The organism is Sorangium sp. So ce321 (assembly GCF_051530195.1).
Taxonomy (GTDB): Bacteria; Myxococcota_A; Polyangia; order Polyangiales; family Polyangiaceae; genus Sorangium.
In genome coordinates this window covers 8,839,493-8,859,864 of the sequence record NZ_CP150329.1, presented here as the reverse complement: position 1 = coordinate 8,859,864, position 20,372 = coordinate 8,839,493, and the positions used below count along the sequence as shown (strand labels likewise).

Below are 20,372 nucleotides of genomic sequence, written 5' to 3'. Positions count from 1 at the left end.
ACGCGCGTAGCACATGTGGCACAAGGATTGGAGCCCTAGTTAATGCGGCGCGCCAGGTCCGGCGGAATCGGGCCCAAATCGGGGGGGCCGGTCCCCCTCTCCGGGGGCCGAGCGGGGGAGGGGGGGCGGCGCTCGGCAGTGGACACCCGTCGCCGCCCGTGGTGTGGGTGGGGCTGGCCGGCCTGCCGGCTCGGCCGCAGGTCACGCGGCATTACGATGAAGCTCTTCGCACTCAGTGATCTCCACGTCGGCTATGCGGAGAACCGGTGGGCCATCGAGCGCATCACGCCGCGGCCGAACGACTGGCTCATCCTCGCTGGGGACCTCGGCGAGACGGAGCAGCACCTGCTCTACGTGCTCGATACGCTGGGCCCGCGGTTCAAGCAGCTCGTGTGGACGCCGGGCAACCACGAGCTCTACACGATGCCGAGTGAGCGCGGCGGGCCGCGCGGGCAGGGGCGGTACGATCGGCTGGTCGAGCTGTGCCGGGGCCGCGGCGTGATTACGCCGGAGGACCCCTACGTGCTTTGGGACGGCGAGGGCGGGCCGCACGTGCTGGCGCCGATGTTCCTGCTCTATGACTACAGCTTCCGGCCGGCGGACGTCGCCGAGCGCGACGCGGTGGCGTGGGCGGTCGAGAGCGGCGTCCTCTGCAGCGACGAGGAGCTGCTCGACCCGGCCCCGTACGCGAGCCGGCCGGCGTGGTGCCGGGCTCGCCTCGCGGCGACGGAGGCGAGACTCGCCGCGATCGAGGGGCACTCGACGGTGCTCATCAACCACTTCCCGCTGCGGGAGGAGCTCGTGCGCCTGCGGCACATCCCGCGCTTCTCGATCTGGTGCGGGACGCGGCGCACGCACGATTGGCACACGCGGTTCCGCGCGCAGGTGGTCGTGTCCGGGCACCTCCACATCCCCCGCACCGACTGGATCGATGGTGTTCGTTTCGAGGAGGTATCGTTCGGCTACCCGCGCCAGCGCCCCGCCGATCGCACCGCCGACAGCTGCCTGCGGGAGATCTTGCCGGGGCCCGCGGCCGCGGCTCCGCTGAGGACGTAGATGCTCGAGCTCGCTCCTGGTGTCGCGCACCTCTGGTACGTCTTCTCCGACTCGGTACGCGACGAGGCCCTGCTCGCGGCGTACCACCGGCTGATGGCGCCGGACGAGGCGACGCAGCAGGCGCGCTTCCTGTTCGCCAACAACCGGCACGAGTACCTGCTCACGCGGGCGCTCGTGCGCACGGTCCTCTCGAAGTACGCGCCGGTCGCGCCCGAGGCGTGGACGTTCGTCCGGAACGAATTTGGCCGCCCGTCGATCGCTGGGCCGGCGGGCGTGCCGCCGCTCCGGTTCAACCTGTCCAACACGCAGGGGCTGATCGCCTGCCTCGTCGCGCTGGACCGCGACGTGGGCGTCGACGTCGAGGACACCGAGCGCTCGAGCAGCGCCATGGACATCGCCGACCGGTTCTTCTCGCCCGCCGAGGTGCGCGCGCTGCGCGCGCAGCCGTCGGAGCGGCAGCGCGCGCGCTTCTTCGAGTACTGGACGCTCAAGGAGTCGTACATCAAGGCGCGCGGGATGGGGCTCGCGATCCCGCTCGACCACTTCTCGTTCGACCTGGACGGCGGACCGGAGATCGGGATCTCGTTCGACCCGCGGCTCGACGACGACCGCGCGGCGTGGCAGTTCGCGCTCTACCGGCCGTCGGAGCGGCACATGATGGCCGCCGCCGTCCGCAAGGGGGCCGACCCTCCGCTGTCGATCGAGCTCCGGGGGACGGTGCCGCTGCTCGACCGGGGGTGAGCGGCCGCGCGCGATGCCCGCGGTGGGCGCTCCCGCTCGCCTCGGCGCGGCGGCCGCGCGCGGGATCAGTCTGGCCGCTCGAGCGAGAGCTCGACGTTGCGCCACTCGGGCGCGCCGCTGCCGTCGTCGCCGAAGCCGGAGGTGAAGTCCACGACGGCCCGGCGTCGTCCCTCGGCGGCCACCGGGTCGTCGTCGACGGCGTAGTCGAGGGCGACGCCCCGGATGGTGACGAAGCCGTTGTCGTCGTCCCAGATCTCGATCACGCGCACCTGATGGGGGTAGTCGGCGAGCGCGGAGGTCTCGAGCTCCCAGTAGGCGTGCCCGCCGACCGGCGCCACCTGGTTCAGCCGGTGCACGTGCGTGTGCCCTGCGAGGTGGAGGAGCACGTTGTCGTAGCCGCCCACGAGCGCCTGCCACGCCTCGGGGCTGAGCGCGCCGGGCACCTTGGGCGCCCCCGTGCCGGCGAACGAGCCGTCGCCGAGCAGGCGCGACGCGTGGTGGGACGCGAGCACGACCCACCTGCGCTCGCGCTGCGCGCGGTCGAGCGCCGGACGGATGAACCGGTCGACGTCGTCCTGGGCGATCACGCCGTTCGCGCCGCCGGTCTCGGCGGCCGTGTCGAGCACGATGACGCGGACGGGGGTGTCCTTCACGTCGAACTCGTAGAACGCCTTCCCGTACGCGCGCGTATCCGGCCCGATCCCGTGCCCGTCGCCTGAAGCCGCGAGCTGCTCGAGCAGGGCGGGGCGGGTCAGGAGCGCTCTCCTCGGGTCCGGGACGACCTCGCCCGTGATCACTGGAGCGCCCGGGAGCGACCAGTCGCGCGTCCCGCCCTCCGAGATGTTCCCCACCGCGAGCTCGGCGCGGCTGTCGACCGGGAAGTTCCCCTGGTGCAGGACGTCGTGGTTGCCGGTCACCCAGCGCCACGGCACGAGCAGCCCCTCGGCGAAGAACGGGTCCTTGGGGTCGTTGTCCGGGCCCTGCACGGGGTCGTCGTCGTCGCCCGAGTCGCACTCGACGCGCTCGGCGCCGTCGAGGATCGCCGTGAACCACGAGATCTCGTTCGTCTGTGCGCTGTCGGCGTTGTCGCCGCCGAGCAGGACGAAGTCGAGGGGCGTGCTCCGGTGGAGCGCGTTGATCGTGCGCACGGCGGCGTTGAGGATCCGGCACTCGTGCCCCTCCTGCGGGCGGAACGCCGAGGCGAAGGGGCCGGGCGAGTCGAAGATGGCGAGCCGGGCGGGCGCCTCGTCGTCGGCGAGCTGGGTGTCGGCGAGGTGGACGAAGCGCGTGAGGAGCTTCGACCCCGGGCCGGGCGGCGGCGGCGGGGTGCCGTCGAGCGTCGCCGGCGCGAGCGGCAGGCCCGGCCCGAGGTCGACCTCTCCGTAGCCCTGGGCGAGCATCTTCTCCATCTCGTCCGGCACCGCCGGGTTCCGGTCCGGCGGATCGAGCACCGCGGAGCGCGGGATCAAGGTGAGATCGGTCGTCAGCGGCGGCGCGCCGCGGAGCGCCGGCAGCGGCTTCGGCGCGGGGAGGGGCGCGGGCGCGAGGGACTCCTCCGGCGCGCAGGCGGCGATCGCGAGCGCAGCGAGCGCGGCGGAGACGAACGCCGCGGGGCGATCTCGGGTCATGCGCGGGGCCAGCGACCTGCCTTGCTCTGCCGTTCCGGTGCCCGTTGCTCGTGTCTGGCTCATCGCTTCCTTACATGACCACGCTCCAGCGCCTGATCAAGAAATGTTCACTCCCGCGGTAGAGTCGTTGTCGCGCGCCGGCGTCGATCGATGAAACAAGACTGTATGGAACAACCGTGGTGCGGGCAACATGGCGTCCTGGCAGGGAACGCCGCGGGGCGTCACGCCGGGGCGCACGGGCGGCCTGAACCGTGGTAGGGCGGGGTCGCGGCCTCCGCGCCAGCTGCTGCTAGGATGCGGCGCGTCCGGGCTCCCTCTCGAGGTCATCCATGGTCCTTTTGCGATTCCTGGGCTGCGCGCTCGCGGCGGCGGCGCTGGCGGGCTGCAGCGAGCCAGATCCCATCATCGAAACCCGTTACGGCGCGTACGAGGGGGAGGCCTATCCGAGTCGGCTCCCCGAGATTGTGATCCCGGAAGGGGGAATGGGGGTGGTGAGCGATAGCCGCTCCGACACGGTCTCCCTCATCTCGCTCGCGACGGGGGAGCGGTTCGGCGTTCGCCCGGTGGGCCGCGATCCCGTGACGATCGACGGGCCTCATCATGTGGCGGTGGATCCCTCGCGGGGCGCGCTCTACGTCGCGCTGTCGTACCCTGTCCTCGCCGGCACGATCGGCCCCCACGCGAGCCACGGATCGAGCACCATGGCCGGCTATGTCCAGAAGCTCGCGCTCGACGACATGCGCGTCCTCGGGCAGGTCCGCGTCGAGCCCAACCCCGGCGATCTCGTGATCTCCGAGGATGGCAGCCGCCTCGTCGTCTCCCATTACGATCTGAAGCGCGTGATCGACAACCCTGGCGACATCGAGGCGGCGCGCTCGACGCTCGCGGTGATCGAGCCCGAGCAGGTCTTGCCCTCGGGCTCGGCCGAGCCGGTGTTCATCCCTGTCTGCATCGCCGCCCACGGGATCGCCCTCTCGCGCCCGGACGGCGCCCGCGCCTACGTCGCCTGCTATGGCGAGGACGTCCTCGCGGTCGTCGACCTGACGGACCCGGGAGCCGAGGTGAAGCGCGTCCCCGTGGGGCCGAGCCCGTCGCGGCCCAACCCGTCCTACGGGCCCTACGCCGCCGTCATGTCCCCGGATCAGAAGACCATCGCCGTGAGCAACATCCACAGCAGGGATGTGCGCTTCTACGATGTCGAATCGGAGACGTTCAAGGACCCCGACACGAACTTGCCGCTGTTCGGCGCGCCCTACTTCGTCGCGTGGACCCCCGACTCGAGCCGCATTTACGTGCCGACCCAGGTGCCCGACGCGATCTTCCTCATCGACGTGGCCAATGGCAACAACACGCTCGCTCATCGCGAGCTCTCCGGGGAATGCTTCAGGCCCCACATCGCGAGCTTCGAGGGGGGCGACGGGCTCTTCGTCGTCTGCGAGGGCGATCAGACCGAGACCCCCGGCAGGGTGCTCCGGCTCGATCCCGAGACGCTGGAGACGCTCAGCGACACCGAGGTGGGCCTCTATCCCGACGCTTTCGCGCGCGTCGCGGCGGAGGCGCCGTGAGGGCGCCCGGAGGCCTCGCGGCCGCGCTCGCCTGCGCGGCGCTCGCGGGCGGCGTCTGCGGATGCTCAGGCGATCCCGAGACGAAGATCGTCGACGCGACCGCCGTGGAGCACGGCGCGGCGCTCTTCCGCGACCCATCCATCGCGGAGACGAGCTTCAATCATTATTCTTGCGCTACCTGCCATGAGGCGGTCCCCGGCGAGGCGGGAGACTCCATGCTCCCCGGCGCCCCGCTCGCCGGCGCGGTGAATCGCCCACATTACTGGGGTGGGCAGGAGGTCGATCTCCTCGCCGCGATCAACCATTGCCTCTATTACTTCATGACGAAGGACCTGCCCTGGACCGCCGACGACGAGGCCGCCCGGGCCATGTACGCCTACCTGGAGTCGCTCCCCGGCGACGGCGCGGCGGCCGAGGCCGTCCCGTTCACGCCGGTCTTCGCGCTGGGCCAGCCGCCGCCCGGCGACGCGAAGAACGGCGAGCTCATCCATGAGCGCGCCTGTGCCTCGTGTCACGGCCGCGCTCACTCGGGCGAGGGGAGGCTCGTCGCGCGCGCTCCGGCGCTGCCCGACCAGACGCTCGACGAGCACCCGCTCGGCGAGTACACGGAGGCCGATCGGCTGCTGGTCTTCGTCGAGAAGGTCCGGCACGGCGGGTTCGTCGGGTACGGCGGGCAGATGCCGCCTTTCTCTCTCGAGGCCCTCTCCGACGAGGAGTTCGGCGATCTCCTCTCGTTCTACGAGCTGCCCTGATATTCCGTGAAGCGCGCCGAGAAAGCCGCGAGGATCGGCGAGGTCCTCGATCGATTGTACCCGCAGCCGGCCATTCCGCTGGCCCACGAGGATCCGTATTCGCTGCTCGTCGCGGTGATGCTCAGCGCCCAGACGACGGACAAGATGGTCAACGCGGTGACGCCGGCGCTCCTCGCGCGCGCCCGGACCTCCGCGGAGATGGCGGAGGTGCCCGTCGAGGAGATCGCCCGGCTCATCCGGACGGTCGGGCTCGCGCCCACCAAGGCGAAGAACCTGAAGGCGCTGAGCGAGCGGATCGCGCGCGAGCACGGCGGTGTCGTCCCGGCCTCGTTCGAGGCCCTGGAGGCGCTGCCGGGGGTCGGCCACAAGACGGCCTCGGTGGTGATGGCGCAGGCCTTCGGCCACCCCGCGTTCCCTGTCGACACCCACATTCACCGGCTCGCGTCCCGCTGGGGGCTCTCGTCCGGAAAGAACGTCGTCGAGACGGAGCGCGACCTCAAGCGCGCGTTCCCCCCCGAGCAGTGGAACAAGCTCCACCTGCAGCTCATCTACTTCGGCCGCGAGCACTGCCCGGCGCTGCGCCACGACATGGCGGGCTGTCTCATCTGCAGCTGGGCCGCGCGCCGGCGCTGATCGCGGCGCTCGGGCAGCGTGCGCGCCGCCGGCCTCGGTCGCGGCTTCCCCACCGCCGACGCGGAGGGCGCCAGGCTATCCGCGACGCCGGCGGACGTCAAGGAGGGCGCGCCGCTCCGGCGCCGCGGCGGCGAGGGGGCGCGCCCGTCCTCGCCGCCGCGGCGCCGTGGCCCATTTCGGGCGTCGGCCGGTGCGGTTCCGGGTCGCCGCGGGCGTGCGGTTCGAGTAAGGCACCCGGGTGGCAAAGATGGGATTTGAGATCATCGGGACGGGGCACTACGTGCCCGGCGAACCGGTCACCAACGACGACCTCGCGCGGGTAATCACGACCTCCGACGAGTGGATCTACCAGCGATCCGGGATCCGCCAGCGGCATTATGCGCCGGACGGCGTCGGGGTGAGCGACCTCGCCTGTGAGGCGGCGAAGCGCGCCATCGAGTCCGCGCGTATCTCCCCCTCGGAGATCGATTACATCCTCTTTGCCACGATGACGCCGGACTACATCTTCCCCGGCTCCGGGGCGCTGCTCGGCGCGAAGCTGGGCATTCCCGGCGTCCCCGCGCTCGACATCCGGCAGCAGTGCGCCGCCATGCTCTTCGGCCTCCAGACGATCGACGGGCTCATCCAGACCGGGGCCGCGAAGACCGTCCTGTTCGTGGGCGCCGAGGCGCACGCCGGCTTCATGCCCTGGGAGGACTGGGGAGCGCTCGACCCGAAGAACGGCAGATCGGCGACGCCGGAGGCACGCGCGCGCGCCGACCGGCACCGGAACCTCGCCGTCCTGTTCGGCGATGGGTCGGGCGCGCTCGTCATCCGCGCGACCGACAGGGACGCGGGCCTGCGCGGCAACAAGATCTGTTCTGACGGGCGCTTTGCTGAGCTTCTTTACGTCCCGGGCGGCGGCTTCCGCTCGCGCCCGTACTGGAAGCAGGGGTCGTTCGAGGACGAAGCGCACATCCCCCGCATGGATGGCCGCGAGCTCTTCAAGTTCGCCGTGACCAAGCTCCCGGCGACTGCGCGGGAGCTCTGTGCCTCTCAGGGGGTCACGATCGAGCAGATCGACGTGTTCCTGGCTCACCAGGCGAACGGCCGGATCAACGAGCACATCCGCAAGGATCTCGGCGTCCCCGTCGAGAAGCTCCCGAGCAACATCGACCGATTCGGCAACACGAGCGGCGCCACCGTGCCCATCCTCCTCGACGAGGAGCTGCGCGCCGGCAGGGTGAAGAAGGGGCAGCTCGCGATGGTGCTCGCGCTCGGGACCGGCGTCCACTGGGGCTGCGCGCTCTGGAAGCTCTGAGCCGCCGTAGCGGCTGAGCCGCTGTCTGTACACGAACCCCACTGCCAGCCCGGCCGCCTTGCTGGGCCTGGCACCGTTCTCGCTTCGCCTCCGGGCTGCCTCCGGGCTGGCCGAGGGGTGCGCCGATCTCGTTCGCGCCCGCCCAGGTGGTCCGGGCAGGGAAGGAGCACGGGGGTGCAGCACGCGAGTCAGCTGGTGCGGTCGGTCTACGACCGCATCGCCGAGCGGTACGACGATCGGTGGGGGCGCCACATGAGGCTGCCTCAGGATCGGCTCACGGCAGGGCTCGGGCTCGTCCAGGGCGCGCGGTGCGTCGACCTCGGGTGCGGCACGGGGAGCGAGACCGTGGAGATGCTGAGGCAGGTCGCGCCCGGCGAGGTCATCGGGGTCGACTGCTCCGAGGAGATGCTCCGGGCCGCCAGGGCCCGGGCCGCGGCCGCCGGGCTGAAGCTGTCGACGCGGTGCGCGGAGGCCGAGCCCTTCCTCGGCAGCGCCGAGGCCTCCAGCTTCGACATCGTCACCCTGCGCTTCTGCCTGGCCTACCTGGACTGGCGGTCAGCGCTGCCGCGCCTCGGGCGCATCCTCCGGCCCGGTGGTCGCGCCGGGGTCCTCACGAACCTCTCGAGCAGCACGCCGCAGGCGTATGCGATCTACTGCCAGATGGCGGACGAGCTCGATCTCGGCAGGGTGAAGCTGCCAGTCCCGGACAGCGCCGGGCAGGTCGGCGAGCTGCTCCAGCGCGGCGGGCTCTACAGTATGGAGACCTGGACCCACCGGTTCCGCCTCTGGTTCGGCTCCGGAGCGCAGGTGGCCGGGTGGCTTCAGGAGAGCGGGTTCGTGACCCACGCCGCGCTGCGGGAGTTCCCTCCGGAGGTGCTCCAGCCGCTCTGCGACGAGTTCGCCGCCCGGCTCGAGGTGTACCGGGAACCCGAGGGGATCCCGCTCGATTTCGAGCTCGCCGGCGTCATCGCGGCCCGGCCGTGAGCGCCGCCCGGCGCGCCGCAGCGCGCTGACGTAGACAGTGTCGGATTTTCTGCCGACCGGGCCGCGGCGGATTGCACGTTGCGTCGTCCTTGTTACCTTTCTGAAACCGCCCGCGCCGAACTCCGCGTCCGCAGCGCGATCGACCTGGCCGACCTGGCGCGCCGGCCTGCACGGCGACCAGCGCCCGAGCCGGCAAGCAGATCCAACAAAGAGCAATGCGGCAGCGGCTGCGCGGAGGAGCGCGGGAGGAGCGCGAGCCGACACCCGCGTGAGCGGCTGTGCTCGGATGTCGTCTCGCACCCTTCTTTCTCTCACGGTTCTCGCCCCTCGCGCACTGGGGCATGTTGCCCCGGCGACGACGCCACAAACTCTTCGTATTGAGTATTGACTTGGACCCGCAATTAATGAATTTTGCATACTGAGGTGGGTGTGACCGGAGAACACGGAGCTTCGATCCTGAGAGACACGCCGACCCAGCTTGGTCTCGGCCGCTATCGTCCCATTGCGAAGCTCGGCCGCGGCGGGATGGCCGACGTCTTCCTCGCGATGGCGCACGGGCCGGCCTCCGTGAACAAGCTGGTCGTGGTGAAGCGCCTTCGCAGCTTCGCGGACGAGGAGGACCGCCACGTCCTCATGTTCATGGACGAGGCGAAGCTCTCGGCGCGCATGAACCACCCCAACGTCGTCCAGACCTACGAGGTGGGCAGCGATCAGGAAGGCTACTTCATCGTGATGGAGTACCTGGAAGGCCAGCCGCTGAAGCGCGTCATGAAATCGGCCGCCGACCGGGAGCCGGGCACGGGCGGGCTCGTTCGCTCCACGTGGCTCCGGATCATCGCCGAGGTGCTGCGCGGCCTGCATTACGCGCACGAGCTCTGTGACTTCGATGGAAGGCCGCTCGGCATCGTTCACCGCGACGTCTCTCCGCACAACATCTTCGTCACGTACGACGGCGCGGTGAAGCTGGTCGATTTCGGCGTGGCCAAGGCCGCGGTCAATTCCTCCCGGACCGAGAGCGGCACCTTCAAGGGCAAGCTGACCTATATGGCGCCCGAGCAGGTCACGTCGGGCAAGACGGTGGATCGACGGGCGGACATCTTCGCGGTGGGCGTCGTGCTCTGGGAGCTCCTCGCCGGCCGGCGGCTGTTCGAGGGCGATCAGATCAGCGTGATGCACCAGCTCCTGCTGGGGAAGGTCCCGCGGCTCTCGACCATCGTCCCGGGGATCCCGATCGCGCTCGACCAGATCGCCGCGAAGGCCCTCGACCGCGAGCCGTCGAAGCGCTTCGCCACGGCGCAGGAGATGTGCGACGTCATCGAGAGCTACCTGCAGTGGTCGGGCGAGGACGTGCGCAGCGAGTTCCTCGGCGCCTGCATGCGCGGGATCTATTCGGAGAACCGGGCGACCATACGCCAGCAGATCAGGGCGCAGATCGAGCGGGTGGCCGGCGCCTCGATGCTCAGCGAGCCCTCCGGCCCGGTGACGATCAGCGGCATCAGCGCCGCGATGGGTCCAGCGAGCTCGCGCTCGGGCTCCGGCTCGGGGAGCAGGCTCCCCTACCTCGGCGAGCCCAGCCAGCCGGGCCTCGATCGGTCGGGCTCCTCGGGGGTCGCGCTGCCCTCGGGCCTCGCGCGGTCCTCGGTCCTCGAGCGACCCAGGACCCCCGTGAGCGACTCCGTGAGCCTGCGCGCGACGTCGATGCCGACGTCCCCGTCGAGGCGCGGCTACCTGGTCGGGGCGTCCGGCCTGGCCGCGCTCGTCGCGCTCGCCGGGGGCGCGCTCTACGCCGCGAGCAAGGGCGCGCCCGTCGGGGCGGCTCCCATGACCGCTGCCGCGCGCGGCGCGGAGACCAGCGAGGCCGTCGAGAAGAAGCCGGAGGAAGGCCCGAAGGTGAGCGTGGTGATCGCGAGCGACCCGCCCGACGCGATCGTGAGCTGGAAGGGCAAGACGCTCGGCAAGACGCCGCTCAAGACCGAGCTGCCCGTCGGGACCCAGGTCGTCATGGTGTCCAGGTCCGACTGCTTCGATGAGACGATCATGCTGACGCTGACGCCAGCCGAGTCCGTCGAGCGCTCGGTCAAGCTGCGGCCCACCAATTATACCAAGTAGCCGGGCCGGGCGGAGGCCGCCCCGCCTGGCCCCATGGGCGCGATGGCCAGGTGACGAGCCCAGCGGTCACGACTGGGGGCGGATATGGGAGATCACCTTGGTGACCCCCTCGGCCTTCATGGCCTCCTTCACCGCCTCGGTCGCCTCCTTGATGCTGACGACGCTGCCCTGCAGGGTGACGACCCCGTCGCGCACGGTGACGTTGAGCTTCTTCACCGCCTCGTGATCGCTGCCCGCGAGCTTGCCGCCCACGGCGTTGCGGAGCTCCTCGTCGGGCGGCCGCTTGTCCGAGTCCTTGGCCTCCTTGGTCGCGACGACGGCCCCGTCGCGGCCGAAGCTGACCTGGTAATCGTCGTCCTTCGCCGCCTGCGTCCAGGCGTCGCGCGTGGTCGCGACGGCGTTCCCTTGTTGCTGCGCCTTCTCCCCGGCGCCGCCGGCCTGGTCCTTCGGCGCGGCGGGCTGCGCGGCCCGATCGCGGCCACCCTGATCCTTCGGCGTGGCGGGCTGCGCGGCCTGATCGCGGCCGCCCTGGTCCTTCGGCGCGGTGGGCTGCGCGGCCTGATCGCGGCCGCCCTGGCCCTTGTCGTCCTTGAGGGCGCCGGTCTGCTCGCCGACCCTGTTCATCTGGCTGTTGACCTCGTTGCCCACCTCGCGCCCTCGCTCGGCGAGCTGCTCGGCCTTCTCACCCACCCTCTCGGCCTGCTCGCGCGCCTCCTTGCCGAGATTCTGGCCCTCCCGGGCGAGCTGCTCGGCCTTGTCGCCCAGCCGCTCGGCCTGGTCGCGCCCCTCCTGCCCGGGCGTCTGGCGCTGGCCTTCGGGCTGCGCGCTCCTGTCGCCCGTCCGGTCCCCTGGCTCGCGGACCGCTCCTTCGGCTCTGTCGCTCTCGCTCCTGCAGGCCGTGCCGAAGAGGGCGAGCGCGAGGACGGTTGGGCCGGAGAGCCAGCGTATTCTGCTCATCGTGCAGCGGTAGCTCATGGTGTATCTCCGGCCGTCCACCCAGGCAGACGTCGTGCCATGAACGCGGTCGTCCCCGGCTGCTCGGGAACAACCGCGCTGCGCGCTTGTCGGCACGCCCATGCCGAGAACTTCCCTTGCCGCCGCGCGGCGGCGGCACAGGACGCCGGACGAGCGCTCCGTCCTTCCGCATCGTAGGCTCGAGGCCGTGAGCGCGGCGTCGCCGGAACCCGTCCCGCCCGACGCCCTGCCCGGGCAGCGCGCCGCGCCCGACCTCCTGGCGCACCGGCCGGCGCTCCGGGTCGACGCGCGGGCGGTCAAGGAGTCGCTGACGTTCGCGTTCGCGGGCGGCGCGCCCGGGGGAGCGATCGATCGGCACGTCGAGTCGGCGTCGCTGCCCGCGTCGACATGGGACCCGACCCGCTTCGCGCAGCACGTCTTCCTCCAGGAGCTCATCGTGGGCTGCCTGCACTTCACGAGCGACGGGCGCACGTACATCCCGAGCCCGGCGCTGCTCGGCCGCGCCCTCTCCCGGCCGCCGAGCGACCGCGACACCGTCGAGCTCCGGCGCGACATCTTCCGGGAGCTCACCGGCTCGGAGGCGCTGCGCCGCGATCTCGCGGGCGCGTATGCGGCGCTCCGCCGCTGGGTGGGCCAGCTGGAGACGATCTCCATCTCGCGCCGGGAGGGCAGCCGGCGCCGGCTGGACATCCTCGTCGCCACGAAGGAGGCGATCGACGCGCTCGCCGACGGGTTCGCGGGCGCGCGCTCCGGCCTCGCCCGGCTCCCCGCGTTCGGCGCGGCGGTGCGCGAGACCGAGGCGTACCGCCGCCTCGCGGACCTGCTCGCGTACGACGAGGAGCTCGCGACGCTGGATGTCCGCATCCGCGTCGGCTCCGACGGCCATGTCCGCGACCTCCGCGCCCTGGCGATCCGCGAGAACGACGAGAACCGCTTCTACAAGTCGCCGCTCGGGCGCGTGGTCACCAAGCTCGTGATGCTGTGGAGGGGGTACCGCTTCAGCGAGGACGAGCTGCTCATCCGCTACGTCAACAGCGTGTTCGAGGGCCTCGAGGACGAGCTCGTCGCGCTCGTCCAGCTGCTCGGAGATCTCGAGTTCTACCTCGCCGGCCTCGCGCTGCGCGAGCGCGCCCGCGCGGCCGGCCTCGCCGTCTGCCTGCCCGAGCTCGCCTGGCCAGGCGGCCCCGAGCTCGTCTGGCCAGGCGGCCCGCGCGACGGGGCCCCTGGGCGCGAGCTCAAGGGGCTGTTCAACCCGCTCCTGCTCGCGAGCTCGGCGAGCATCGTCCCGTGCGACATCGCGACCGAGCACAACGACGCGACGGTCATCGTGACCGGGCCGAACTCGGGGGGGAAGACGCGGCTGCTCGAGGCGCTCTCGCTCGCGCAGATGCTCGGACAGGCGGGCTTCTTCGTGCCGGCGGCGGCGGCGCGCCTCTCCCCGTGCCACGGGCTCTTCGTGTCGCTGATCGAGCAAGCGCAGGCCGACCAGAGCGAGGGCCGCCTCGGGATGGAGCTCCTGCGCATCCGGTCGCTGTTCGAGGCGATGCAGGTCGGCGACATGGTGGTGCTCGACGAGCTCTGCTCCGGCACGAACCCCTCCGAAGGGGAGGAGATCTTCCAGCTCGTGATCTCGCTCCTCTCGGAGCTCCGCCCTCAGGCCTTCATCACGACCCATTTCCTGGAGCTCGCGGCGCGGCTCGAGCGGGAGCGGCCGGTGGAGCGGCTCGTGTTCCTGCAGGTCGAGCTCGATGCGCAGCAGTGGCCGACGTACCAGTTCGTGGGCGGGGTCGCCCGGACCTCGCTCGCGCAGCGGACCGCGGCGCGCCTCGGGGTCACGCGCGAGGAGCTCGTCGCGCTGGTCGAGCGCAGCAAGCGCGCGCACCGTCGGCGGGTCGAGCCCGGCTGAGCGCGAGCGGCACGGCGCGCTCGCCGCGGCTGGAAAAATCTGGTTGTATGCGCCGCCATGGAATATCGATCTCTTGGCAGAACGGGTCTGCGCGTCTCCTCGGTGAGCTTCGGGGCCTGGGCGATCGGGGGCACCTGGGGCGACGTGGACGACAAGGAGTCGCTCGCCGCGCTGCACCGGGCCGCCGACCGTGGCGTGAACTTCTTCGACACCGCGGACGTGTACGGCGACGGCCGGAGCGAGCAGCTGCTCGCGCGCCTGCGGCGGGAGCGGCGCGAGGAGATCGTCATCGCGACGAAGGCGGGCCGGCGGCTCAACGCCCACAACGTGGCCAGCTACAGCGAGCAGAACCTGACGGCCTTCGTCGAGCGCAGCCTGAAGAACCTCGAGACAGAGGCGCTCGACCTCCTCCAGCTGCACTGCCCCCCCACGGACGTCTATTATCGGCCCGAGGTGTTCGACGCCCTCGATCGGCTGGTGAAGGCGGGCAAGATCCGCTTTTACGGCGTCAGCGTCGAGCGGGTCGAAGAGGCGCTCAAGGCCATCGAGTACCCCGGTGTGCAATCGGTGCAGATCATCTACAACGTCCTCCGGCAGCGCCCGGCCGAGCTCTTCTTCCCGGAGGCGAAGCGCCGGCAGGTAGGGATCCTGGCGAGACTGCCCCTCTCGTCGGGGCTGCTCACCGGGAAGATGAGCGCCGCGACGACGTTCGCCGCCGACGATCACCGCAACTTCAACCGCGAGGGCGCGGCGTTCGACAAGGGCGAGACGTTCTCTGGCGTCGACTACAATCTGGGCCTCGAGGTCGTCGAGGAGCTCCGCCCGCTCGTGCCCGCCGGCGTGAGCATGGCCGCCTGGACGATGCGCTGGATCTTGATGGAGGACGCGGTGACGTGCGTCATCCCCGGCGCGAAGCGCCCTGACCAGGTGGACCAGAACACGAGCGCCGCGGACCTGCCCGCCCTGCCGCAGGAGACGATGGCGAAGATCCGCGAGATCTACGACCGGCGGCTCCGGCCTGCGGTTCACCAGCTCTGGTGAGGCCTCCCGCCGGCGGGCTCAGAGGATGCGCGGCAGGAGCCACCCAGCGAAGGAGATCAGGGCGGCCGTGCCGAAGAGCGGCCCGAGCCCCCGGATCTCGAAATCGTCGATGAGCTTGTCGGTCGCGTAGAGCAGCACGGAGTTCACGACGAGACCGAAGAAGAGATAGGCCAGGCCGAGCGTGAGGATGGCGGCGGGCAAGAGCGCCACCGCGACCAGGAACTTCACGAGCCAGCCGAGCAGGAGGTTGAGGAGCGTGAACACGGCGGCGACGATGAGCGCCGTCCCGGTCTTGCGGATCCGCACGCCGGGCATGATCTTCGTTCCGATGAGGACCGCGATGCCCGCGGCGAGTGCCTGGATGATGAGCGCCTTCATGACCACCTCCCTGGGCCGGCACCGCTCCGGGCGGGCCGACGTTCGCCCGTTCTTGGTGACCCAGGCGCGGGCGGAGCGCAACCTCGCCCGGTGAGGGAGGGGCTCGCCCCGGACGCTCCGCTGACGGTCACGATGCGTGGTTCAGGTGAGCAGCCGGGCAGCGGGTCGGCCGGGCTGCTGCGCGTCTCGCGCAGAGCGCGCCGGGGCAGCGCGCGGGGCGTCGATTCAGCCGTCGTTCCGGCTCACTCCTTCGGCTTGTCGCCGCCGAGCAGCTCGCCGATGGCGGGGGCGCCGCCCGGACCGAGGGCCTGGGTGCTCTCGATGAGGTGGATCAGGAACTGGCGGTTGTCCGTGACCGAGAGGTTCTGGAGCTCGAGCGCGCCAATGCGATCCTCGGGGGTGAAGTAGGCCTCCTCGACCTTCTCCATCGACAGCTTGTGCGGCGCATAGGCCATGTAGTCCGCGCGCGTGTTGACGAGGCTGTAGTCGTCGCCGCGGCGCAGCTCGAGCGTCACCTCGCCGGTCACGCCGGGCGCGATCCAGCGCGAGAGCGCGTCCTTCAGCATCATCGCCTCCGGGTCGTACCACTTGCCCTCGTAGAGCAGGCGGCCGAGGCGCCGGCCCTGGGTGAAGTACACATCGAGGGTGTTCTCGTTGTGAATGGCGGACAGGAGCCGCTCGTACACGGCGTGGATGAGCGCCATGCCCGGCGCCTCGTAGATGCCGCGGCTCTTCGCGTCGATGACCCGGTTCTCGATCTGGTCGCTCATGCCGAGCCCGTGCCGCCCGCCGATCCGGTTGCACTCGACGAACAGGTCGAACAGGGAGTTGAAGCGCTTGCCGTTGATGGTCGCCGGGACGCCGCGCTCGAAGCCGAGCGTCACCGTCTCGGCCTCGATGGCGACCTCCGGCCGGAACGAGGCGACGCCCATGATCGGCTGGACGATCTTGATCCCTGTGTCGAGGCGCTCGAGGTCCTTCGCCTCGTGCGTCGCGCCGAGCACGTTGGCGTCGGTGCTGTACGCCTTCTCCGTCCCCATGCGGTAGGGCAGCCCGTGGCGCTCGAGGTACTCGCTCATCTCCTTGCGCCCGCCGAGCTCACCCACGAACTTCGGGTCGAGCCAGGGCTTGTAGATCTGGAGCGAGGGGTCGACGAAGATGCCATAGCGATAGAACCGCTGGATGTCGTTGCCCTTGTGCGTGCTGCCGTCGCCGAAGACGTGGACGTCGTCCTCGCGCATCGCGCGCACGATCGCGGTCGTCGTCACCGCGCGGCCGAGCGGCGTGGTGTTGAAGTACTTCTTGCCGCCCGTCGAGAGGTGGAAGGCGCCGCACTGGATGGCGAGGATGCCCTCGCGCACCAGCGCCTCGCGACAGTCCACGAGCTTCGCGGAGACCGCGCCGTGCTGCAGGGCGATGGGCGGGATGTCGCCGGGGGAGTCCTCGTCCGGCTGCGCCAGATCGGCGGTGTACGCATGCACCTTGAGCCCGTTGCGCGACAGCCACGCCACCGCGCAGCGCGTGTCGAGGCCGCCCGAGAACGCGATGCCGAGGTGGGTGCCGGCCGGGGGGAGAGAACGGAAGATCCTGCTCATGGCGGCGCAGCATAGTCGCAACGCCCGCGGACACGCGAGCGTAGATCGTGGGGCAGGGGAGCCCCGGAGCGCGCCGGCAGCGGCGCTCGCCGCGCGGGGAGCGACCGCGCACGGGCGCGCGACCGCCGCTCGGTCAACGTGAGCGAGCGCGCTCGCTCGCCGCGGTCGGCGGCCTCGAGCGTGCTTGCCTGCACGAAGCGGCGCGGGGCGGGGCTCATCGGACTAGGATGGAGGACACCGTCTCACGCAACCCTCCTTGCCGATGAGGTGCAGCCCATGCCGAAGCTGTCGTACGTAGAGATCGCCCGGATCGAGGAGCGCCGGCTGGCGCTCGCCACCGCTTCCGTGGTCGCCTGCGCGGAGCCCATCGCGGGCGGGTGGATGGCCTTTGATGGAGACGGCTCCTGGGGCAACTTCGCTGTGGGGCTCGGGCTGGACGGCCCCGTCTCCAGCGAGGAGCTCGATCGTCTCGTGGCGTTCTACACGACGCGCGGCGCGGAGCCGCAGATACAGGTCTGCCCCTTCGCGCACGAGTCGCTGGTGCGCGGCCTCGCCGAGCGCGGGTTCGTCCTGCGCGAGTTCGAGAACGTGCTGGCGCGCGAGATCGCGCCGGACGAGGACCTCCGCGCGCTGGCGCCGCGCGGGGGCCCCGGGGGGCTCGAGATCGTGCGCGTCGACCCCGGCGATGACGCGCAGGTCCGGGTGTTCATCGAGATCGCGACGAGCGGCTTCCGGCCCGCCGACGAGCCGATCGTGCCCGCGCTCTTCGACATCACCCGCCGCGTCGTCGTGCACCCCCGCTGCGACTCGTATCTGGCGCTCGTCGAGGGCGAGCCCGCCGGCGGCGGCAGCGTGGAGATCGCTGGCGGTGGCGCCGCGCTCTTCGGCGCCTCGGTGCTCCCCCGCTTCCGCGAGCGCGGTATTCAGCAGGCGCTCATCGTCCGCCGGCTGGAGCGGGTGCGCGAGCGCGGATGCGACCTGGCGTGCATCAGCGCGAGCCCCGGCATCCCCACGGAGCGCAATGCCATGCGGCTCGGCTTCTTCATGGCGTACAGCAAGGGTGTTTTTGTGCGACAAGGCGAGAATCCTCAGGGCTCAACCTGAGCGCTCCCGAGCTTCCTGGATCGACGCCGCGCAGTTGCAGACGTGCAGCTCCGTCCTTGCAAAAACGAAATAATCGCCCTGGACATCCATTCGAATTGCCCGAGAACGGCGGAACCAACCCATGGCATGCTCGATGCTAATAAAGCATTCAGCGTCGCTGGCGTGGCCTTTCCCCCCCAAGGCCCCGGCGGCGCTTTTTCATTTTGTGGCCTGAACCGGTCGCGTTCAGCGCTCTGCTGAAGACAATCCTCCACTGGCCCGGATCGCCCGACTCCAGAGCTCCACGCAGCCCTGGAGAGGAGTCCGCCGCGCGGCGCGAGGGCTTGCCCCTGTCGAGCGGGTCACGAGCGGGACCACGGTAGGCCCCCGGATCCCCCTCCCGCCCTCGCCTGCTCTACCGCATCAGCGCCCGCTGCCCCTGCGCAGCTCGGTGACGGCGTTCCGCACGAGCCGGAGCCCCACGTCGTCGTCCTGCGACAGGATCGACTCGGGGTGGAACTGCACCGCCGCGACAGGCAGCTCCGCGTGCTCGATCGCCATCACGACGCCGTCCTCGGTCTCGGCCGTGACCGTCAGGGAGGAGGGCAGCGCGTCCCTCAGCGCATACAGCGAGTGATAGCGCCCCGCGCGGAACTCGCGCGGCAGCCCCTCGAAGAGGCGCCCCCCGAGCACGCGGACCTTCGAGGCCTTGCCGTGCATCGGGTAGTCGAGGATGCCGAGCTTGCCGCCGAAGTGCTCGACCATCCCCTGCAGGCCGAGGCACACGCCGAAGACGGGCAGCCGCCGCTCGAGCAGCGCCGAGAGCGTCCCCGAGAGGTCGAAGTCGCTCGGCGAGCCAGGCCCGGGCGACAGCACCACCAGGTCCGGCGCGTAGGCGTCGAGCTCGCTGTGCGGGAAGCCGGCGCGGAGCGTCATCACCTCGGCGCCCGTCTGCCGGAGGTAGTTGGCCAGCGTGTGCACGAACGAGTCCTGATGATCCACGAGCAGGACCTTGAGCCCGCTCCCCACCGCGCTGATCGCCGCGGGCGCCTGCGCGGGCACGCCCCGCGGCCTGCGGATCGCGTCGAGCAGCGCCGACGCCTTCACGTGGGTCTCGCGCTCCTCCTCGTCGGGATCGGAGTCGTAGAGCAGCGTCGCGCCCACCCGGACCTGGGCCACGCCGTCCTTGACCCGGATCGTGCGCAGCGTGAGCCCCGTGTTCATGCTGCCGTCGAAGCCGACGATCCCGACCGCGGCCCCGTACCAGGCGCGCGGCGAGCGCTCGTGGTCCTCGATGAACTGCATGGCCCAGGCCTTCGGCGCCCCCGTGACCGTCACCGCCCAGGTGTGCGCCAGGAACGCGTCCAGCGCGTCGAAGCCCTCGCGCAGCCGGCCCTCGATGTGATCGACCGTGTGGATCAGCCGCGAGTACATCTCGATCTGCCGGCGCCCGATCACCCGGACGCTCCCCGGCACGCAGATGCGGGACTTGTCGTTGCGATCGACGTCCGTGCACATCGTGAGCTCCGACTCGTCCTTCGCTGACGCGAGCAGGCGCGCGATCTGCGCCGCGTCGGCGATCGGGTCGCTGCCGCGCGGGATCGTGCCCGAGATGGGGCAGGTCTCGACGCGGTCGCCCTCGACGCGCACGTACATCTCCGGCGAGGCGCCGACGAGGTACTCGGCGTCGCCGAGGTTCATCAGGAAGCCGTAGGGCGCCGGGTTGCGCTCGCGCAGCCGGTAAAACAGCTCCGTCGGCGCGACAGGGCACGGCTCGTACAGCGTCTGGCCCGGGACGACCTCGAAGAGATCGCCCCGCTTGAAGGACTCGCGCGCGACCCGGACGAGATCGGCGTACTCGCCCGGCGCGTACTCGTTCTGCGGCGCTCGGTCGGCCCCGACGTAGGCGCGCGCCGCGCCCTCGCGCGGCAGCCCGTCGGTCGAGCGATCGCCGCACGTGAGCTCGTAGCGCGTGCGCGTCGCGCGCTCGCGGCGGTGGTCGACGGCGACGATCTCGTCGGGCAGGTAGAGGACGAGATCCCGCTGGTCGGCCGGGCGCTCGAGGCGGAGCCGGATCGGCTCGAACTGGAAGGCGAGATCGTACGCGAACGCGCCGTAGAGCCCGAAGAGCGGGTCGCCCGGGGTCTTGAAGACCTCGATGAGCCGCCGCAGCACCGAGAAGATCGACGGCTGGCGGCTGCGCAGCTCCTCGGGCACCCGCTCCCCCGGCGGCCTGACCGCGCCGACCACCTCGTCCCCGCGGCGCTCGACGCCCGCGACGGCGTCGAGGTCCCGGAGCGCCTCGTCGATGGCAGGCAGGATCACGCGCCCGCGCTCGTTCAGCGCCGTGAAGCGGAAGTCGCGGCCGCGGGAGACGAGCACGACCGGCGGGTCGATGAAGCCGATGTCCCAGCGCGTGTACCGGCCGGGAACCTCGTAGCTGGACGCCAGGACGACGCCGAGGTGGCTGTCGAGCGCCTCCACGATGGGCTGGATCGCGCCGTCGACGGCGAGGTCCTCGACGACCCGCCGCACCGCGACTCCCTTCCTCGTAACGTTGCTCTCTCGTTTCACGACAGCGTCTCCTCCTGCGCGGCGAGTATATGCGGTGCGGCATGCGCCCGGC

General features: G+C 71.0%; 16 protein-coding genes. 11 read left to right on the top strand and 5 right to left on the bottom strand.

The window, feature by feature from the left end:
* Window positions 1–216: 216 nt before the first annotated feature.
* Both WME89_RS32670 and WME89_RS32665 read left to right on the top strand, forming a co-directional pair.
* Window positions 217–1,056 (top strand): metallophosphoesterase family protein, encoded by an 840-nt coding sequence (locus WME89_RS32670; RefSeq protein WP_438003578.1) that lies wholly within the window; start codon window positions 217–219, stop codon window positions 1,054–1,056.
* Window positions 1,057–1,797: a 4'-phosphopantetheinyl transferase family protein gene (locus WME89_RS32665; protein ID WP_438003577.1), complete on the top strand. Its 741-nt coding sequence runs from the start codon at window positions 1,057–1,059 to the stop codon at window positions 1,795–1,797. It begins immediately after the preceding gene.
* Between the two features lie 65 nt (window positions 1,798–1,862).
* On the opposite strand, the gene WME89_RS32660 is transcribed toward WME89_RS32665, so the two are convergent.
* Window positions 1,863–3,488, bottom strand: a complete 1,626-nt coding sequence (locus tag WME89_RS32660) for a metallophosphoesterase (RefSeq protein WP_438003576.1) — start codon at window positions 3,486–3,488, stop codon at window positions 1,863–1,865.
* Between the two features lie 266 nt (window positions 3,489–3,754).
* Between WME89_RS32660 and WME89_RS32655 the strand changes: the two genes are divergently transcribed.
* The 6 genes from WME89_RS32655 (at window position 3,755) to WME89_RS32630 (ending at window position 10,768) form a co-directional block, all read left to right on the top strand.
* A complete protein-coding gene (locus WME89_RS32655; protein WP_438003575.1) occupies window positions 3,755–4,990 on the top strand; it encodes a YncE family protein in 1,236 nt (411 codons plus the stop codon).
* The gene (locus WME89_RS32650; RefSeq protein WP_438003574.1) at window positions 4,987–5,742 is read left to right on the top strand and encodes a c-type cytochrome; all 756 of its coding nucleotides are present in this window, start codon (window positions 4,987–4,989) and stop codon (window positions 5,740–5,742) included. The genes WME89_RS32655 and WME89_RS32650 overlap by 4 nt, the downstream gene beginning before the upstream one ends.
* Before the next feature lie 6 nt (window positions 5,743–5,748).
* Entirely contained in the window at window positions 5,749–6,375 is a 627-nt protein-coding gene (nth, locus tag WME89_RS32645; protein ID WP_438003573.1) for an endonuclease III, read from the top strand.
* A 247-nt stretch (window positions 6,376–6,622) separates the two neighbouring features.
* Window positions 6,623–7,675, top strand: a complete 1,053-nt coding sequence (locus tag WME89_RS32640) for a 3-oxoacyl-ACP synthase III family protein (RefSeq protein WP_437618481.1) — start codon at window positions 6,623–6,625, stop codon at window positions 7,673–7,675.
* Window positions 7,676–7,849: 174 nt separating this feature from the next.
* Window positions 7,850–8,659 (top strand): class I SAM-dependent methyltransferase, encoded by an 810-nt coding sequence (locus WME89_RS32635; RefSeq protein ID WP_438003572.1) that lies wholly within the window; start codon window positions 7,850–7,852, stop codon window positions 8,657–8,659.
* A gap of 423 nt (window positions 8,660–9,082) precedes the next feature.
* Window positions 9,083–10,768: a protein kinase domain-containing protein gene (locus WME89_RS32630; protein ID WP_438003571.1), complete on the top strand. Its 1,686-nt coding sequence runs from the start codon at window positions 9,083–9,085 to the stop codon at window positions 10,766–10,768.
* A 66-nt stretch (window positions 10,769–10,834) separates the two neighbouring features.
* Here the strand turns inward: WME89_RS32630 and WME89_RS32625 are convergent, their stop codons facing one another.
* The gene (locus WME89_RS32625) at window positions 10,835–11,743 is read right to left on the bottom strand and encodes a BON domain-containing protein (RefSeq protein WP_438003570.1); all 909 of its coding nucleotides are present in this window, start codon (window positions 11,741–11,743) and stop codon (window positions 10,835–10,837) included.
* A 187-nt stretch (window positions 11,744–11,930) separates the two neighbouring features.
* Here WME89_RS32625 and WME89_RS32620 point away from each other — a divergent pair, with 187 nt between their 5' ends.
* Window positions 11,931–13,649, top strand: a complete 1,719-nt coding sequence (locus tag WME89_RS32620; RefSeq protein WP_438003569.1) for a MutS-related protein — start codon at window positions 11,931–11,933, stop codon at window positions 13,647–13,649.
* 57 nt (window positions 13,650–13,706) lie between these two features.
* Window positions 13,707–14,690 carry an aldo/keto reductase gene (locus tag WME89_RS32615; protein ID WP_438003568.1) on the top strand — a complete coding sequence of 328 codons (984 nt, stop codon included), beginning with the start codon at window positions 13,707–13,709 and terminating at the stop codon, window positions 14,688–14,690.
* Window positions 14,691–14,708: 18 nt separating this feature from the next.
* Here WME89_RS32615 and WME89_RS32610 read toward each other — a convergent pair whose 3' ends face one another.
* Window positions 14,709–15,068 (bottom strand): phage holin family protein, encoded by a 360-nt coding sequence (locus tag WME89_RS32610; protein ID WP_438003567.1) that lies wholly within the window; start codon window positions 15,066–15,068, stop codon window positions 14,709–14,711.
* Window positions 15,069–15,310: 242 nt separating this feature from the next.
* Window positions 15,311–16,663: an argininosuccinate synthase gene (argG, locus tag WME89_RS32605; RefSeq protein ID WP_437661539.1), complete on the bottom strand. Its 1,353-nt coding sequence runs from the start codon at window positions 16,661–16,663 to the stop codon at window positions 15,311–15,313.
* Window positions 16,664–16,939: 276 nt separating this feature from the next.
* Here argG and WME89_RS32600 point away from each other — a divergent pair, with 276 nt between their 5' ends.
* Window positions 16,940–17,767, top strand: coding sequence for a GNAT family N-acetyltransferase (locus WME89_RS32600; RefSeq protein WP_438003566.1), 828 nt, complete (start codon window positions 16,940–16,942; stop codon window positions 17,765–17,767).
* A gap of 402 nt (window positions 17,768–18,169) precedes the next feature.
* Here WME89_RS32600 and WME89_RS32595 read toward each other — a convergent pair whose 3' ends face one another.
* Window positions 18,170–20,320: an anthranilate synthase component I gene (locus WME89_RS32595; protein ID WP_438003565.1), complete on the bottom strand. Its 2,151-nt coding sequence runs from the start codon at window positions 20,318–20,320 to the stop codon at window positions 18,170–18,172.
* Window positions 20,321–20,372 lie beyond the last annotated feature (52 nt).